We start from the raw sequence: 16,785 nt of genomic DNA, 5'->3' as shown, positions 1-16,785 counted from the left end.
CTGTGCCGGCGGACGGGGCGGGCGTCAGCCCACCGCGCCTTCCATCTGCAGCTCGATCAGCCGGTTGAGCTCCAGCGCGTACTCCATGGGCAGCTCCTTGGCGATCGGCTCGACGAAGCCGCGCACGATCATCGCCATCGCCTCGTCCTCGGACAGGCCGCGGCTCATCAGGTAGAAGAGCTGGTCCTCGGAGACCTTGGAGACGGTCGCCTCGTGGCCCATGGACACGTCGTCCTCGCGGACGTCCACGTACGGGTAGGTGTCCGAGCGGGAGATGGTGTCGACCAGCAGCGCGTCGCACAGCACGTTCGACTTCGAGCCCGGGGCGCCCTCACCGATCTCGATCAGACCGCGGTAGGAGGTGCGGCCGCCACCGCGCGCCACCGACTTGGAGACGATGTTGGACGAGGTGTTCGGGGCCATGTGGACCATCTTGGCGCCGGCGTCCTGGTGCTGGCCCTCGCCCGCGAAGGCGATGGACAGGGTCTCGCCCTTGGCGTGCTCGCCCATCAGGTAGACGGCCGGGTACTTCATCGTCACCTTGGAGCCGATGTTGCCGTCGACCCACTCCATGGTCGCGCCCTCGTAGGCCACGGCGCGCTTGGTGACCAGGTTGTAGACGTTGTTCGACCAGTTCTGGATGGTGGTGTAGCGGCAGCGGGCGTTCTTCTTGACGATGATCTCGACCACGGCGCTGTGCAGCGAGTCCGACTTGTAGATCGGGGCCGTGCAGCCCTCGACGTAGTGCACGTAGGCGCCCTCGTCGACGATGATCAGGGTCCGCTCGAACTGGCCCATGTTCTCCGTGTTGATGCGGAAGTAGGCCTGGAGCGGGATCTCGACGTGCACGCCCTTCGGCACGTAGATGAAGGAGCCGCCGGACCACACGGCGGTGTTCAGCGCGGCGAACTTGTTGTCGCCGGCCGGGATGACCGTGCCGAAGTACTCCTTGAAGAGCTCCGGGTGCTGCTTCAGGGCGGTGTCGGTGTCGAGGAAGATGACGCCCTGCTCCTCCAGGTCCTCGCGGATCTGGTGGTAGACGACCTCCGACTCGTACTGCGCGGCGACACCGGCGACCAGGCGCTGCTTCTCGGCCTCCGGGATGCCCAGCTTGTCGTAGGTGTTCTTGATGTCCTCGGGGAGGTCCTCCCAGGACTCCGCCTGCTTCTCCGTGGAGCGCACGAAGTACTTGATGTTGTCGAAGTCGATGCCCGACAGGTCCGAGCCCCAGTTCGGCATGGGCTTCTTCTCGAAGAGCTTCAGGCCCTTGAGGCGGAGCCTGGTCATCCACTCCGGCTCGGACTTCTTCGCGGAGATGTCCTTGACGACGTCCTCGCCGAGGCCGCGCCTGGCGGAGGCACCGGCCACGTCGGAGTCGGCCCAGCCGTATTCGTACTTGCCCAGGCCCTCGAGTTCGGGGTGGGCAGTCTCCGTGGGGAGAGTCATGCGGGGTTCCTCCCGGCCGTGCTTGCAGGTGCGTCAGTGGAAATCTTGGGGATGAACGTCGTGCAGACGCCGTCGCCGTGCGCGATGGTCGCCAGTCGCTGGACGTGGGTGCCCAGCAGCTCGGCGAAGATCTCCGTCTCCGCCTCGCACAGCTGGGGGAACTGTTCCGCGACGTGGGCGACCGGGCAGTGGTGCTGGCAGAGCTGCTCACCGACCGGTGCGCTGCGCGCCGTGGCAGCGTACCCGTCCGCGCTCAGGGCCTTGGCCAGTGCTTCCGCGCGCTTGTCGGGGCTCACGCTCTCGATCGCCGCGCGGTACGCGCCCGCCTGGGCGGCGATCCTCGCGCGCGCGAAGGCGGAGACCGCCTCCGGGCCGCCCTCCCGCTCGGCGATCCAGCGCAGGGCGTCCGCGGCGAGCTTGTCGTAGGACTGGTCGAAGGCGTCCCGGCCGCAGTCCGTGAGCGCGAAGACCCGGGCGGGGCGGCCCCGGGTCCGGGTGCCGTACACCCGCTGCTCGCGGGCCTGCACGACGTCGTCGGCGACGAGGGCGTCGAGATGGCGCCGTACGGCGGCCTGGGTGAGTCCCAGCCGGCCGGCCAGTTCGGCGACGGTCGACGGGCCGTGGTCCAGGATGGATCGCGCGACGCGGTTGCGCGTGGAGCGCTCACCGGTCGCGAGGTCCTCCTGCGGGGTCCCCGCGGGGGCCTCCCGAGCCTCACCGACGTTTTTCACAACGCCATTGTTGCGTAATTCTTCGGGGCCTGACAAGCCGCTCCGGATCACCGGGCGGTGCCCTGCGTCACTTAGGCATACCTAATCCAACCTGGGAAAACGATCTCCCGACCGGCCGCCGGCGACCCCCCGTCCGGCACACCGGTGGCGCGGCACGCGGTCGTCCGCAGGACTCCCGGACCATGCCCGCACCCCTTCCGACCGGCCCTCTCGTCACCCGGGACAGCCTCGGCGCACCTGCGCCGACTGGGGGTCGAACCCGGCGAGATCCTCCTCGCCCACACCTCGCCGAGTTCCCTCGGCCGGGTGAACGGCGGTGCCGTCGCCGTCGTCCAGGGCCTGCTGGACGTCCTCGGTCCGTCCGGCACGCTCGTCGTGCCGGCCCAGCCGGGCGACCGGAGCGACCCGGCCCTGGGGGCGGCCCCGCGGTGCCCGAGCAGTGGTGGGCGACGATCCGCGCCACCACGCCCGCCCACGACCCGGCGATCCACCCCTCCCGCTGGGTCGGCGTCGTCCCGGAGACCGTGCGGACCTGGCCCGGCGCCCGGCGCAGCGCCCACCCGCAGACCTCCTTCGCGGCCCTCGGCGCCCGCGCCCCGGAGCCCACCGACGGCCACGCCACCGACTGCCGGCTGGGCGAGCGCAGCCCGCTGGCGCGGCTGGAGCGGGCCGGCGCCCGGGTCCTGCCGCTCGGGGCCTGCCGCTCGGGGCCGGCTACGCCGCCTGTACCAGCTTCCACCTGGCCGAGTACCGCATCCCCTCCCCGCGGGTGCGGACCGGCCGGCGGCCGGCACCGGGCGGCGGCCGGGAGACGGTGACGGAGGTGTCCGTCACCTCGGAGCGCTTGGAGGAACTGGGCCACGACTTCGAACGGGACCGGCCGGTCGTGCGCGGCAGGGCCGGCGCGGCCGACGTGCGGCTGTTCCCGGTGGCCGACGCGGTGGCCTACGCCGAGCGGTGGCTGCCCGTGCACCGCCCCCGTGAGGGGGAGTTCGCGCACCCGCCCGCCTGAGCGGTCCGGCACCTCCCTAGACTCGGGGAATATGCGAAGCGAGCCCGTGGTCCAGGTCCAGGCCCTGGTGAAGCGGTACGGCACGAAAACCGCGGTGGACGGCCTCGACCTGGCGGCCCGGCCGGGGGTGACCGCCGTCCTCGGTCCCAACGGGGCGGGGAAGACCACCACGGTCGAGACCTGCGAGGGGTACCGGAAGCCGGATGCCGGCACGGTGCGCGTCCTGGGCCTCGACCCGGTCCGCCAGTCCGCCCTCCTGCGTCCCCGCATCGGCGTGATGCTCCAGTCCGGGGGGGTGTACTCGGGGGCCAGGGCGGACGAGATGCTGCGCCACGTGGCCCGGCTGCACGCGCACCCGCTGGACGTGGACGCGCTGATCGAGCGGCTGGGCCTGGGCGGCTGCGGCCGCACGGGCTACCGCCGGCTGTCCGGCGGCCAGCAGCAGCGGCTCGCGCTCGCCATGGCCGTCGTCGGGCGCCCGGAACTGGTGTTCCTGGACGAGCCGACCGCCGGGCTGGACCCCCAGGCCCGCCGGGCCACCTGGGACCTGGTGCGGGACCTGCGCGCCGACGGCGTCTCGGTGATCCTCACCACCCACCACATGGAAGAGGCCGAGCAGCTCGCCGACGACGTCGCCATCATCGACGGCGGCCGGGTCATCGCCCAGGGCTCGCCGGAGGATCTGTGCAAGGGGGGCGCCGAGAACACCCTGCGCTTCTCCGGCCGTCCCGGCCTCGACGTCGGCTCCCTGCTCAAGGCGCTCCCGGCCGACTGCACGGCCGCCGAGCTGACCCCGGGCGGCTACCGGGTCGTCGGCAAGGTCGACCCGCAGCTGCTGGCCACGGTGGCCTCGTGGTGCGCCCAGCACGGCGTGGTGCCGGACCGGATCTCGGTGGAACGGCACACCCTCGAAGACGTCTTTCTCGAGCTCACAGGCAAGGAGCTGCGCTCATGACCGGCAAGGAGCGGCGCTCGTGACCGCGGGTACGTACGCGCCGAAGCCCGGTGCCGCCCCCCTCCCCCGCATGATCGCGGCCCAGGCGGCACTGGAGACGAAGATGCTGCTGCGCAACGGCGAGCAGCTCCTGCTGACGGTCGTGATCCCGGCCCTGCTGCTGGTGCTGTTCAGCTCCGTGGACATCATCGACACCGGTGCCGGCGACGCGGTCGACTTCCTCACGCCCGGCGTCCTGGCGCTCGCGGTGATGTCGACGGCGTTCACCGGGCAGGCCATCGCGACCGGCTTCGAACGCCGCTACGGCGTCCTGAAGCGACTGGCGTCCTCCCCGCTGCCACGCTGGGGCCTGATGGCCGCCAAGACGGCGTCCGTGCTGGTCACCGAAGTCCTGCAGGTGATCCTGCTGACGGTCATCGCCTTCGCGCTGGGCTGGTCCCCGCACGGCGACCCCGCCACGGTGCTGCTCCTGCTCGTCCTCGGCACGGCCGCCTTCTGCGGGCTCGGTCTGCTGATGGCGGGCACCCTGAAGGCCGAGGCGACGCTGGCCGCCGCCAACCTGGTCTTCCTGCTGTTGCTCGTGGGCGGCGGGGTGATCGTGCCGCTGGAGAAGTTCGGTCCGGGCGTCCGGCACGTGCTCGGGCTGCTGCCCATCTCCGCGCTCTCCGACGGCCTGCGGGACGTGCTCCAGCACGGCTCCGGGATCCCCTGGGGCGACCTGGGCGTCCTCGCCGTGTGGGCGGTCGTGGGGCTGGCCGCGGCGGGCAGGTTCTTCCGCTGGGAGTAGGCGCGGGCCCGGGCCCCGCGCGGGAGCGGACGCGGGTACGGCACCCTCGTGAACGCGTGCACAAGCGCGCGGCCTACCATGGTGGGCGTGCCAAAGCTGACCCGCGCCGACGCCCTGGCGGCCCTGCGCAACCCGCTCGCCCTCATCGCCGCACGCTGGACCCCCGCGCCCCGGACGGTACGGCGGGCGGCCCTCGCCGCGCTCGTCATGTCCGTGGTCATCGTGGTCACGGGCGGCGCGGTCCGCCTGACCGGCTCGGGCCTGGGCTGCCCGACCTGGCCCACCTGCACCGGCGACTCGCTGACCACGACCCGGGCCATGGGCTTCCACGGGGCCGTCGAGTTCGGCAACCGCATGCTGACGTACGTGCTGTGCGCCGCCGTCGGCTGGGCCATCGTCGCCGCCCGCTCCGCCGAGCCGTGGCGGCGCGGCCTGACCCGGCTGGGCTGGGCGCAGTTCTGGGTGGTCATGGGCAACGCGGTGCTCGGCGGCATCGTCGTCCTGGTGGGCCTGAACCCGTACACGGTCGCCGCGCACTTCCTGCTGTCGACGGCGCTCATCACGGTCGCCACGGTGATGTGGCAGCGCACCCGGGAGGGCGACGCGGCGCCGCGCCCGCTGGTCGGCCAGGCGGTCCGGCAACTGGTGTGGTTCCTGGTGGTCGCGTCCGTGCTGCTCATCGCGGTCGGCACCGTCGTGACCGGGGCCGGGCCGCACGCGGGCGACTCCAGCGAGGTCGACCGGATCCCCATCGGCTGGGAGACCGTGGCCAAGCTGCACGCGGTGCTCGCCTGGATCGTGGTGACGCTGACGTTCGCGCTGTGGTTCGTGCTCAAGGCGGTCGACGCCCCCCGAAACCCCCTCGGCCGCACCCGTGACCTCTTCCTGGTCCTGCTCGGCCAGGGCGTCATCGGCTACGTCCAGTACTTCACGCACCTGCCCGAGATCCTCGTCGGCCTGCACATGCTCGGCTCCTGCCTGGTCTGGATCGGCGTCCTGCGGGTCCTGCTGTCGCTGCGCGAGCGCCCGGAGGCCGTCGTCGCCGGCCTGCCCGGCCCGCCGGCCGGGGTGGCGGTGGGCACGCGCGTGTGAGCCGGCCCTCGCCCGCGCGGGGGATGCCCCCGCGCGGGCGAGGGCCGGCGGTCCGCCCCGCAGCCCGCGCCGGACCGCCGGGGTGACCGGCCGCCGCGGGACCAGACCGTGCGCGCGGTTCACTCCAGCCCGTACACCCGGCGCGCGTTGTCCGCCGCGACCATGCGCGCCACCCGCCGGGCGTCAGCGAGGGACCAGGCGCCCTCGGCGACCCAGGTGCCCAGCACCCGGTCCAGGGCCTCGCGGAACAGACGGGCGCCGACGACGTGCAGCTCGGGCAGGCCGCGGCCGCCGCTGGAGAACAGGATCTTGCCGAAGGGGGCCAGCTCCAGGGTCTCGGCGAGGACGGAGGCCGCACGGGCGCCGGTGCGCACCAGCGCGGCGCCCGAGTCGGCGTACACGTGCGGGAAGGCAGCGGACAGGTGGGCCGCGTGGCGGTGGTACGGGTATCCGTGCAGCAGGACCAGGTCCGTGCCGAGGCCCGCGGTGGCCCGGACGAAGTCGGTGAGCAGGACCGGGTCCGCGCGGTCGGCGCGCGAGCCCGGCCCGTCCAGCCCGGCGTGCAGTTGCAGGGGCAACCCCGAGGCGACGGCGATCCACAGCAGGTGCCGCAGCAGCACCGGGTCGGTCAGCGCGCCGCCCGGCGGGCGGGCGCCCAGCCAGCGGCCGGCCGCGCCCCGCACCTCGCCCGGTCCCGGCGGCTCGGGCGCGAGGGCGAGGCCGTGCCTCAGGCCGGCGACGGAGGTGAAGGCGACCGCCTGCGCGGCGGCCCCGAGCACCGACTCGGCCAGGCCGGCGAGGAAGGACTCGACGGTGCCGCAGGTGTCGGCGACCCGCTCGGCGAGCAGTTCGAGACGGACGATCTCGCGGGCCGCGGCGTCGCCCGCGCCGGCCATCTCGGCGGGTCCGGCGAGGTCGCCGGGCGGGCCGGTGTCGACGAGGTAGGTGGTGATGCCGCTGCCCCGCAGCAGCCTGCGGTCCGCCTCCAGGACCCCCAGTTCGCGGCGCCGGGCCAGGTACAGGGCGGGCGGGCAGTGCGGCTCCAGGCCGAGCAGGGGCGGGCACCAGCGGCGTACGGCGAAGCCGGTCTGCGTGTCGAAGAGGGTGGTGCCCGGGGCCGGCGGGCCCTCGGTGCGCGCGAGCTGGGCCTCGAAGGTGCCGAGGCCCAGCTCGGTCCGCAGTACGCCGTGGCAGTACTGGTCCACGAGGGACGGCGTTTCGATCATCCGGACTCCCCGTGGGACGCGGCCTCACCGGGCCTAACGGGTGAACGGGGCGCGAGGTCGCGGGCGGGTCCGGAACGCGGGTCCGCCGGCGGACCCGGGTCCGGGACGGCCGGTGCGGCCCGGCCGGAGGGTGCGGGCCCGGCCGGGTCCGCCGGTGCTCACGCGTCCGAGCCGTTCGGCGGCAGGGGGTGACGCCCCGCGCGGGTGGGCCCTCAGTCGTTGCGCGGGCCGCCGACCTGGATCCCCGCCATCCGGCTCCACTCGTAGGGTCCGGTCCGCACCTTCGCCGCGAACTCGCCGTCGAAGGCCTCGTGGACCGTGATGCCGGCCTTGCGCACCGCCAGCTCGGCGATCCCGGTGGTGCGTGCCACCACGTCGCCCCAGCCGCCGTCCTCGCCGACGAGCACGATGCGGGCACCGCGCTCGCCGAGGTGGGCCACCTGGCCCTCGGCACCGCCGTGCGCCTCGGAGAAGGCGCTGATCTGCCGGGCGAGCTTCGCCGCCGCGCGCTCGGTCTTCGGGTCAACCTGCTGCGTCTCTGCCATACCAGGATGCTACCGACGGGTAGATCGGCTGGCGAGGGCAGACCCGTGTGACGTGGCTCAGCGCAGGAACGGGTCCACGGCGACGGCGACGAACAGGATCGACACGTAGGTGATCGACCAGTGGAAGAGCCGCATCTCCTTCAGCTTGACCCCGGTCACCTCGGCCTTCGCCCGGTTCTGCAGGCCGTGCGCCTCCCAGAGCCAGAAGCCGCCGGCCGCGAGGGCGACCACCGTGTAGAACCAGCCGGTGTAGCCGAGCGGGGTCAGCAGCAGCGAGACGGCGACCATCACCCAGCTGTAGATGACGATCTGCCGGGCCACGACCTTGTTGGAGGCGATGACCGGGAGCATCGGCACGCCCACGCGCGCGTAGTCCTCCCGCACCTTCATGGACAGCGGCCAGTAGTGCGGCGGCGTCCAGAAGAACATGACGAGGAAGAGGACGACCGGCGCCCAGGACATCGAGTCGGTGACCGAGGACCAGCCGATCAGCACCGGCAGGCAGCCGGCGATACCGCCCCACACGATGTTCTGCGACGTACGCCGCTTGAGGATCATCGTGTAGACGACGACGTAGAAGAGGAGCGCTCCGAGCGACAGCCAGGCGGACAGCCAGTTGACGGCGAACCCGAACAGCAGCGTCGAGACGACGGCCAGGGCGATGCCGAAGGCCAGGCACTCGCGCGGGCTGACCATGCCGGTCACCAGCGGCCGCTGCGAGGTGCGGTCCATCAGCGCGTCGATGTCCCGGTCGATGTACATGTTCAGCGCGTTTGCGCCGCCCGCGGAGAGGTAACCGCCCACACAGGTGAGCAGGACCAGCCCGAGGTCGGGCACGCCCCGCTGGGCCAGGAACATGACCGGAACGGTGGTGATGAGCAGCAGCTCGATGATCCGCGGCTTGGTCAGTGCCACGAATGCCTTGACACGGGCCCCGAACGGCCGGTGAACCGGGCCCTTGCTCGCACCACCGAGCACACCCGTGGGACGGGATTCGACGGCCGTCACGCACACCCCTGACAGAGACATCCCAGCGAGCCCCCCGCGGGAAGCGGGGCGAAGGCTCGCGCGTACCACGCCACTTTAGACGTTGCCCATACCCCGGCCTCCGCGGGGGTGGGTCGTGTTCGCGGACGCCGCACACGAGGCGGGCGCCGCTCGATCGAGCGGTCGCGCGGGCGGCTCCGGATTCACGCGCCGGACGCCGCCCCGGCACGTCGGCGGGCGGATCGCGGGCGGGCACGGCAGTCTGTGAACACTCGAAAGACGCACGTCCTCACGGGGGTAGGCTCGACAGCGGCCGGTGGGCGCGCAGTGCACCGGCGGCCGGCTGGGCGCGTGGCCCGAAGACCGGCAACCGACATGTGGAGAGGAGCCCTGACCCAGGGTGAGCACCAAGCCGACCACCGCAGACCTTGAGTGGACCGAGCTGGACCAGCGGGCCGTGGACACCGCCCGGGTCCTGGCCGCCGACGCCGTACAGAAGGTCGGCAACGGCCATCCCGGTACGGCGATGAGCCTGGCCCCGGCCGCGTACACCCTCTTCCAGAAGGTGATGCGGCACGACCCCGCCGACCCGGAGTGGGTGGGACGCGACCGCTTCGTGCTGTCCGCCGGACACTCGTCCCTGACCCTCTACACGCAGCTCTACCTGGCCGGCTTCGGCCTGGAGCTGGAGGACCTGAAGTCCTTCCGCACCTGGGGCTCGAAGACCCCGGGCCACCCGGAGTACGGGCACACCAGGGGCGTGGAGACCACCACCGGTCCGCTCGGCCAGGGCGTGGCCAACGCGGTGGGCATGGCGATGGCCGCCCGCTACGAGCGCGGTCTGTTCGACCCGCGGACCCCGCAGGGCGATTCACCCTTCGACCACTTCGTCTACTGCATCGCCGGTGACGGCTGCCTGCAGGAGGGCATCTCCGCCGAGGCGTCCTCGCTGGCCGGTCACCAGAAGCTCGGCAACCTCATCCTGTTGTGGGACGACAACCACATCTCGATCGAGGGCGACACCGAGACGGCCGTCTCCGAGGACACGGTCAAGCGGTACGAGGCCTACGGCTGGCACGTGCAGCGCGTGGCGGCCCAGGAGAACGGCGACCTGGACCCGCGGGCGATCTACGCGGCGATCCAGGAGGCCAAGGCGGTCACCGACCGGCCGTCCTTCATCGCGATGCGCTCGATCATCGCCTGGCCGGCCCCGAACGCGCAGAACACCGAGGCCGCGCACGGCTCGGCGCTGGGCGAGGAGGAGGTCGCGGCCACCAAGCGCGTCCTCGGCTTCGACCCGGAGAGGACCTTCGAGGTCTCCGAGGAGGTCCTGGCCCACACCCGGCAGGCGGGGCGGCGCGGCGCCGAGGCGAAGGCCGCCTGGGAGGAGTCGCTGCGCCGGTGGCGGGAGGCCGAGCCCGAGCGCGCCGCCGAGTTCGACCGGATCAGCAAGGGCGAGCTGCCCACCGGCTGGGAGAAGAAGCTCCCGGTCTTCGAGACGGGCAAGGGCGTCGCGACGCGTGCCGCCTCCGGCAAGGTGCTGCAGGCGCTCGGCGCGGTGATCCCGGAGCTGTGGGGCGGTTCGGCCGACCTCGCCGGCTCCAACAACACGACCATCGACAAGGACAGCTCCTTCCTGCCCGCGGGCAACCCGCTGCCGGAGGCGGACCCGTACGGCCGTACCGTGCACTTCGGCATCCGCGAGCACTCCATGGCCGCGGAGATGAACGGCATCGCCCTGCACGGCAACACGCGCGTCTACGGCGGCACCTTCCTGGTGTTCTCCGACTACATGCGCAACGCGGTGCGCCTGTCGGCCCTGATGCACCTGCCGGTGACGTACGTGTGGACGCACGACTCCATCGGCCTGGGCGAGGACGGCCCCACCCACCAGCCGGTCGAGCACCTGGCCTCGCTGCGCGCCATCCCCGGCCTGAACGTCGTCCGCCCGGCGGACGCCAACGAGACCGCGACCGCCTGGCGCGAGATCCTCACGCGCCACACCAAGGAGTTCGGCAAGGGCGCCCCGCACGGCCTCGTGCTGACCCGCCAGGGCGTGCCGGTCTACGAGCCCAACGACGACGCCGCCCGTGGCGGCTACGTGCTGTTCGAGGCCGAGGGCGGCGAGCCCCGGGTCGTCCTGATCGCCACCGGTTCCGAGGTGCACGTGGCCGTGGAGGCGCGTGAGCAGCTCCAGGCCGACGGGGTGCCGACGCGAGTCGTGTCCATGCCGTCCGTGGAGTGGTTCGAGGAGCAGGACCAGGGGTACCGGGACTCCGTGCTGCCGCCGTCCGTGAAGGCCCGGGTCGCCGTCGAGGCGGGCATCGGGCTCACGTGGCACAAGTACGTGGGGGACGCCGGCCGCATCGTTTCCCTGGAGCACTTCGGTGCTTCCGCCGACGGCGAGGTGCTCTTCCGGGAGTTCGGCTTCACCGCCGAGAACGTGGCCGCCAAGGCACGGGAATCCCTCGCCGCCGCCCAGCGCTGACGCTCATACACGACCGTAGGAGATGTAATTCCATGACAGACGCACTCAAGCGCCTCTCCGAGGAGGGCGTCGCGATCTGGCTGGACGACCTGTCGCGCAAGCGGATCACCTCGGGCAACCTCGCCGAGCTGATCGACCAGCAGCACGTCGTGGGCGTCACCACCAATCCGTCGATCTTCCAGAAGGCGATCTCGCAGGGCGACGGCTACGACCAGCAGGTGTCCGACCTCGCCCACCGCAAGGTCAGCGTCGAAGAGGCCATCCGCATGATCACGACGGCGGACGTCCGGGACGCCGCCGACATCCTGCGCCCGGTCTTCGACGCCACCGGCGGCCAGGACGGCCGCGTCTCCATCGAGGTGGACCCCCGGCTCGCGCACGACGAGAAGGCGACCGTCGCCGAGGCCAGGCAGCTGGCCTGGCTGGTGGACCGCCCGAACACCCTGATCAAGATCCCGGCCACCATGGCGGGCGTGCCGGCGATCACCGAGGTCATCGGCCTCGGCATCAGCGTCAACGTCACGCTGATCTTCTCCCTGGAGCGCTACCGGGCCGTCATGGACGCCTACCTCTCGGGCCTGGAGAAGGCCAGGGAGCGGGGCCTGGACCTGTCGGAGATCCACTCCGTGGCGTCGTTCTTCGTGTCCCGCGTGGACACCGAGATCGACAAGCGGCTGGACGCCCTGGGCACCGACGGGGCCGGGGCGCTGCGCGGCAGGGCCGCCCTCGCCAACGCGCGCCTGGCCTACCAGGCGTACGAGGAGGTGTTCGGCTCCGCCGACGGCTCGACGCCGTCCTCCGACCGCTGGAGCGCGCTGGAGAACGCGGGCGCCAACAAGCAGCGTCCGCTGTGGGCGTCCACCGGCGTGAAGGACCCGGCCTACCCGGACACGATGTACGTCACCGAACTGGTCGCGCCGAACACGGTCAACACCATGCCGGAGGCCACGCTGGAGGCCACCGCCGACCACGGCGAGATCACCGGCAACACCGTCGCCGGCACCTACGAGCAGGCCCGCGCCGACATCGACGCGCTCGAGGAGCTCGGGATCTCCTACGACGACGTCGTACAGGCGCTGGAGGAGGAGGGCGTCCAGAAGTTCGAGGCGTCCTGGACCGAGCTGCTGAAGTCGACCGAGGCGGAGCTGCAGCGCCTCGCCCCCTCGGAGGGCTGAGTTGTCACCTCTCGCAGGATCCGGAGCGAACCCGCTTCGTGACCCCGCCGACCGACGGCTCCCGCGCATCGCGGGGCCGTCGGGCCTGGTGATCTTCGGTGTCACGGGCGACCTGTCCCGCAAGAAGCTGATGCCCGCGGTGTACGACCTGGCCAACCGCGGTCTGCTGCCGCCGGGCTTCTCCCTGGTGGGCTTCGCCCGCCGCGAGTGGGAGCACGAGGACTTCGCCGCCGAGGTGCACGACGCCGTCAAGGCGCACGCACGGACGCCGTTCCGCGAGGAGGTCTGGCAGCAGCTCATCCAGGGGATGCGCTTCGTCCAGGGCACCTTCGACGACGACGAGGCGTTCGAGCGGCTGCGCGCCACCATCGAGGAACTGGACGAGGCCCAGGGCACGGGCGGCAACTTCGCCTTCTACCTGTCGGTGCCGCCGCGCTCCTTCCCGGTGGTCATCCAGCAGCTCAAGAAGCACGGGCTGGCCGACCAGACCGGCGGTTCCTGGCGGCGCGCGGTCATCGAAAAGCCGTTCGGCCACGACCTGGCCTCGGCCGAGGAGCTGAACAAGGTCGTGCACGAGGTGTTCGAGCCGGACCAGGTGTTCCGGATCGACCACTACCTCGGCAAGGAGACCGTCCAGAACATCCTGGCGCTGCGCTTCGCCAACACGATGTTCGAGCCGATCTGGAACCGGTCCTTCGTGGACCACGTGCAGATCACCATGGCCGAGGACATCGGCATCGGCGGCCGGGCCGGCTACTACGACGGCATCGGCGCCGCCCGCGACGTCATCCAGAACCACCTGCTGCAGCTGCTCGCGCTGACCGCCATGGAGGAGCCCGCCTCCTTCGACGCGGACGCGCTGGCGGCGGAGAAGACCAAGGTCCTCGGCGCCGTGCGGCTGCCCAGGGAGCTGGGCCACAGCACGGTCCGCGGGCAGTACGCGGCCGGCTGGCAGGGCGGCGAGAAGGTCATCGGCTACCTCGAAGAGGACGGCATCGACCCGAAGTCGAAGACCGACACCTACGCGGCCGTCAAGCTGGAGATCGACAACCGCCGCTGGGCGGGCGTGCCGTTCTACCTGCGCACCGGCAAGCGGCTGGGCCGCCGCGTCACCGAGATCGCGGTCGTCTTCCAGCGGGCCCCGCACTCCCCCTTCGACCACACGGCGACGGAGGAGCTGGGCTCGAACGCGGTCGTCATCCGCGTCCAGCCCGACGAGGGCATCACGGTCCGCTTCGGCTCGAAGGTGCCGGGCACGTCCATGGAGATCCGGGACGTGTCGATGGACTTCGCCTACGGCGAGTCCTTCACGGAGTCCAGCCCCGAGGCGTACGAACGGCTGATCCTGGACGTGCTGCTGGGCGACGCCAACCTGTTCCCGCGCACCGAGGAGGTCGAGCTGTCCTGGAAGATCCTCGACCCGATCGAGGAGTACTGGGACAAGCACGGCAGGCCCGCGCAGTACCAGTCGGGCACCTGGGGTCCCGCGGAGGCGGACGAGATGCTCGCACGAGACGGACGGAGCTGGCGCAGGCCATGAAGATCGACCTGACCGACACCACCGCCGGTGAGATCAACAAGGCGCTCGTCAAGGGCCGGCGCGCCATCGGCACCCCCGCCGTCGGCATGGTCCTCACCCTCGTCATCGTCACCGACGAGGAGAACGCCTACGACGCGCTGAAGGCGGCGAACGACGCCTCCCGCGAGCACCCCTCGCGCACGCTGGTGGTCGTCAAGCGCGTCTCCCGCACCCCGCGCGGGCGCACGTCCTCGCGCCTGGACGCCGAGGTGCGGGTGGGCGCGGACGCGGGCACCGGCGAGACGATCGTGCTGCGGCTGTACGGGGAGGTCGTCGACCACGCCGACTCGGTCGTGCTGCCGCTGCTGCTGCCGGACGCCCCGGTGGTCGTGTGGTGGCCGGTGAACGCCCCGCCGGACCCGGCCAGGGACCCGCTGGGCGCGCTCGCCCAGCGCCGGGTGACCGACACCTACGCGGCCGAGCAGCCGGTGCGCGAGCTGACCTCCCGGGCCGAGGCCTACACGCCGGGCGACACCGACCTGTCCTGGACCAGGATCACGCCGTGGCGCTCGATGCTGGCCGCGGCGCTGGACCAGGTCGACTGCGCGGTGCGGGCCGTCGAGGTGGAGGGCGAGGAGTCCAACCCGAGCTGCGAGCTGCTGGCGATGTGGCTCGCGGACCGCCTGGACGTGCCCGTGAAGCGGTCGCTGTCCGCCGGCCCCGGTCTGACGGCCGTGCGGATGGAGACCAGCCGGGGTCCGGTCGTGCTGGACCGGGCGGACGGCTCGCTGGCCACCTTGTCCATCGAGGGCCAGCCGGCCCGCGCGGTGGCGCTCAAGCGGCGGGACACCGCCGAGCTGATCGCGGAGGAGCTGCGCCGGCTCGACCCGGACGACACCTACGCCTCGGCGCTGCGCTACGGCGTGGAGCGGCTGGACACCGGGTCCGCGTCGCGGCCGGGACCGGAGTCCGGGGAGCAGTCCGCCGCCGCGGGAGCGGCCGCCGTGCCGCAGCCGGAGGAGGAGGCCGCGAAGGCGCCCGCCAAGACGGCGACGACCCGGAAGGCCCGGAAGGCCCCGGCGAAGAAGGCGACGGCCGAATGAGCACTCCGCAGCTGGTCGTGCACCACGACAAGGAGCTGATGGCGCAGGCCGCCGCGGCCCGGCTGATCACGAGGATCGTGGACGCGCAGGCCTCCCGGGGCCACGCGTCCGTGGTCCTCACCGGCGGCCGCAACGGCAACGGCCTGCTGGCCGCGCTGGCCGCCGCCCCGGCCCGGGACGCCGTCGACTGGGGCCGGCTGGACCTGTGGTGGGGCGACGAGCGCTACCTGCCCGAGGGCGATCCGGAACGCAACGTCACGCAGGCCCGCGAGGCCCTGCTGGACTCCGTGCCGCTGGACCCGGAGCGGGTGCACGCCATGCCCGCCTCCGACGGGCCGCACGGCGCGGACGTGGAGGCGGCGGCGGCGGCCTACGCGGCGGAGCTGGCCGAGGCGGCCGCGCCGGAGAACCACGCCCCGGTGCCCTCGTTCGACGTCCTGATGCTGGGCGTCGGCCCGGACACGCACGTGGCCTCGCTCTTCCCGGAGCTGCCGGCCGTCCGCGAGACCGAGCGCACGGTGGTCGGCGTCCACGGCGCGCCCAAGCCCCCGCCGACCCGGATCAGCCTGACCCTGCCCGCGATCCGCGCGGCCCGCGAGGTCTGGCTGCTCGCGGCCGGCGAGGACAAGGCCCGGGCGGCGGCCATCGCCCTGTCCGGCGCCGGTGAGGTCCAGGCCCCGGCGGCGGGCGCTTACGGCCGGCAGCGCACCCTGTGGCTGCTGGACGCCGCCGCGGCCTCGCAGTTGCCGCGCTCGCTGTACCCGCCGGCGACGCCGTAGCCCGGGCGCCCGGGGGAATCCCACGCTCCGTGCCCCGGCCCCCGCCCCCGGCCGTCCGGATCGGACGGCCGGGGGCGGGGGCCGGGGCGAGGCGGGGCGCCTACTTCACCGAGCCCGCCATGACTCCCTGCACGAAGTGCCGCTGGAAGGCGAAGAACACCACCACCGGCACGATCAGGGACAGGAAGGCACCGGGGGCGAGCACGTCGATGTTGCTGCCGAACTGACGTATCTGGGACTGCAGTTCCACGGTCAGCGGCTGGGCGGAGCTGTCGGCGAAGAGCAGCGCGACCAGCATGTCGTTCCAGACCCACAGGAACTGGAAGATGGCGAGGCTGGCGATGGCGGGGCGGCCCACCGGCAGGACGAGCCGGGTGAAGATCCGCCACTCGCTGCCGCCGTCCATGCGCGCGGCCTCCAGCATCTCCTTCGGCATCTCCGCGAAGTAGTTGCGCAGCAGGAACACCGCGAAGGGGAGCCCGTAGGCCACGTGGAAGAGGACGACTCCCGGGATCGTGCCGAACAGGCCCAGGGCGCCGAAGAGTTTGGCCACCGGGAGCAGGCCGATCTGGACCGGCACCACCAGCAGGGCCACCACCAGCAGGAAGAGCGGCTCGCGGCCGGGGAAGTCCAGCCAGGCGAAGGCGTATCCGGCGAGCGCCGCGATGACGACGACCAGGGTGGTCGCCGGCACCGAGATCAGCACGGTGTTCCACAGGGACCGCGTCATGCCGGAGTTCTCCAGCAGCGCCGAGTAGTTGTCGAAGGACAGCTGGCCGGGGCTGGCCAGCGACGTCCACCAGCCGCCCTTCGCGGTGTCCTGGGCCGACCGCAGGGAGGAGAGGAACAGACCGGCCAGCGGGGTCAGCCAGACCAGGCCGATCACCACGAGGAACGCCTGCACCAGACCGTTGCCCAGGCCGCGCCGGAGCGTGTTCAT

14 protein-coding genes and 1 pseudogene are annotated in these 16,785 nt (G+C 72.5%); 9 read left to right on the top strand and 6 right to left on the bottom strand.

The window, feature by feature from the left end:
* Positions 1-24: 24 nt before the first annotated feature.
* Together sufB and QQY24_RS23675 are read right to left on the bottom strand one after the other, a co-directional pair.
* On the bottom strand, positions 25-1,446 hold the full coding sequence (sufB, locus tag QQY24_RS23680) for a Fe-S cluster assembly protein SufB (RefSeq protein ID WP_301974721.1): 1,422 nt from the start codon (positions 1,444-1,446) through the stop codon (positions 25-27).
* Entirely contained in the window at positions 1,443-2,177 is a 735-nt protein-coding gene (locus QQY24_RS23675; RefSeq protein WP_301974720.1) for a metalloregulator ArsR/SmtB family transcription factor, read from the bottom strand. The genes sufB and QQY24_RS23675 overlap by 4 nt, the downstream gene beginning before the upstream one ends.
* A gap of 182 nt (positions 2,178-2,359) precedes the next feature.
* On the opposite strand from QQY24_RS23675, the pseudogene QQY24_RS23670 reads away from it, so the two are divergent.
* From QQY24_RS23670 to QQY24_RS23655, 4 genes and pseudogenes are all read left to right on the top strand, one after another.
* Positions 2,360-3,189, top strand: a pseudogene (locus QQY24_RS23670) (aminoglycoside N(3)-acetyltransferase).
* A 31-nt stretch (positions 3,190-3,220) separates the two neighbouring features.
* On the top strand, positions 3,221-4,144 hold the full coding sequence (locus QQY24_RS23665; RefSeq protein WP_301974719.1) for an ABC transporter ATP-binding protein: 924 nt from the start codon (positions 3,221-3,223) through the stop codon (positions 4,142-4,144).
* 70 nt (positions 4,145-4,214) lie between these two features.
* On the top strand, positions 4,215-4,931 hold the full coding sequence (locus tag QQY24_RS23660) for an ABC transporter permease (protein WP_301976341.1): 717 nt from the start codon (positions 4,215-4,217) through the stop codon (positions 4,929-4,931).
* A gap of 78 nt (positions 4,932-5,009) precedes the next feature.
* A complete protein-coding gene (locus QQY24_RS23655) occupies positions 5,010-6,023 on the top strand; it encodes a heme A synthase (protein WP_301974718.1) in 1,014 nt (337 codons plus the stop codon).
* Positions 6,024-6,142: 119 nt separating this feature from the next.
* On the opposite strand, the gene QQY24_RS23650 is transcribed toward QQY24_RS23655, so the two are convergent.
* From QQY24_RS23650 to QQY24_RS23640, 3 genes are all read right to left on the bottom strand, one after another.
* Entirely contained in the window at positions 6,143-7,249 is a 1,107-nt protein-coding gene (locus tag QQY24_RS23650; protein ID WP_301974717.1) for an amidohydrolase family protein, read from the bottom strand.
* A 212-nt stretch (positions 7,250-7,461) separates the two neighbouring features.
* Entirely contained in the window at positions 7,462-7,794 is a 333-nt protein-coding gene (locus QQY24_RS23645) for a hypothetical protein (RefSeq protein ID WP_301974716.1), read from the bottom strand.
* Between the two features lie 57 nt (positions 7,795-7,851).
* Entirely contained in the window at positions 7,852-8,808 is a 957-nt protein-coding gene (locus QQY24_RS23640; RefSeq protein ID WP_301976340.1) for a heme o synthase, read from the bottom strand.
* A gap of 373 nt (positions 8,809-9,181) precedes the next feature.
* Here QQY24_RS23640 and tkt point away from each other — a divergent pair, with 373 nt between their 5' ends.
* From tkt to pgl, 5 genes are read left to right on the top strand one after another with little or no spacing between them, the layout of a single operon-like run.
* Positions 9,182-11,269 carry a transketolase gene (gene tkt, locus QQY24_RS23635; protein WP_301974715.1) on the top strand — a complete coding sequence of 696 codons (2,088 nt, stop codon included), beginning with the start codon at positions 9,182-9,184 and terminating at the stop codon, positions 11,267-11,269.
* Between the two features lie 32 nt (positions 11,270-11,301).
* Positions 11,302-12,444 carry a transaldolase gene (gene tal, locus QQY24_RS23630; protein ID WP_301974714.1) on the top strand — a complete coding sequence of 381 codons (1,143 nt, stop codon included), beginning with the start codon at positions 11,302-11,304 and terminating at the stop codon, positions 12,442-12,444.
* A 1-nt stretch (position 12,445) separates the two neighbouring features.
* Positions 12,446-13,984 carry a glucose-6-phosphate dehydrogenase gene (gene zwf, locus QQY24_RS23625; RefSeq protein ID WP_301974713.1) on the top strand — a complete coding sequence of 513 codons (1,539 nt, stop codon included), beginning with the start codon at positions 12,446-12,448 and terminating at the stop codon, positions 13,982-13,984.
* Positions 13,981-15,066 (top strand): glucose-6-phosphate dehydrogenase assembly protein OpcA, encoded by a 1,086-nt coding sequence (gene opcA / locus QQY24_RS23620; protein WP_301974712.1) that lies wholly within the window; start codon positions 13,981-13,983, stop codon positions 15,064-15,066. The genes zwf and opcA overlap by 4 nt, the downstream gene beginning before the upstream one ends.
* Positions 15,063-15,845 (top strand): 6-phosphogluconolactonase, encoded by a 783-nt coding sequence (gene pgl, locus QQY24_RS23615; RefSeq protein ID WP_301974711.1) that lies wholly within the window; start codon positions 15,063-15,065, stop codon positions 15,843-15,845. Before opcA ends, pgl begins: the two co-directional genes overlap by 4 nt.
* A gap of 100 nt (positions 15,846-15,945) precedes the next feature.
* On the opposite strand, the gene QQY24_RS23610 is transcribed toward pgl, so the two are convergent.
* Positions 15,946-16,785: a carbohydrate ABC transporter permease gene (locus tag QQY24_RS23610; protein ID WP_301976339.1), complete on the bottom strand. Its 840-nt coding sequence runs from the start codon at positions 16,783-16,785 to the stop codon at positions 15,946-15,948.

This window comes from Streptomyces sp. TG1A-8 (assembly GCF_030499535.1).
GTDB lineage: Bacteria > Actinomycetota > Actinomycetes > Streptomycetales > Streptomycetaceae > Streptomyces.
This window is presented reverse-complemented; position numbering and strand designations above follow the sequence as displayed.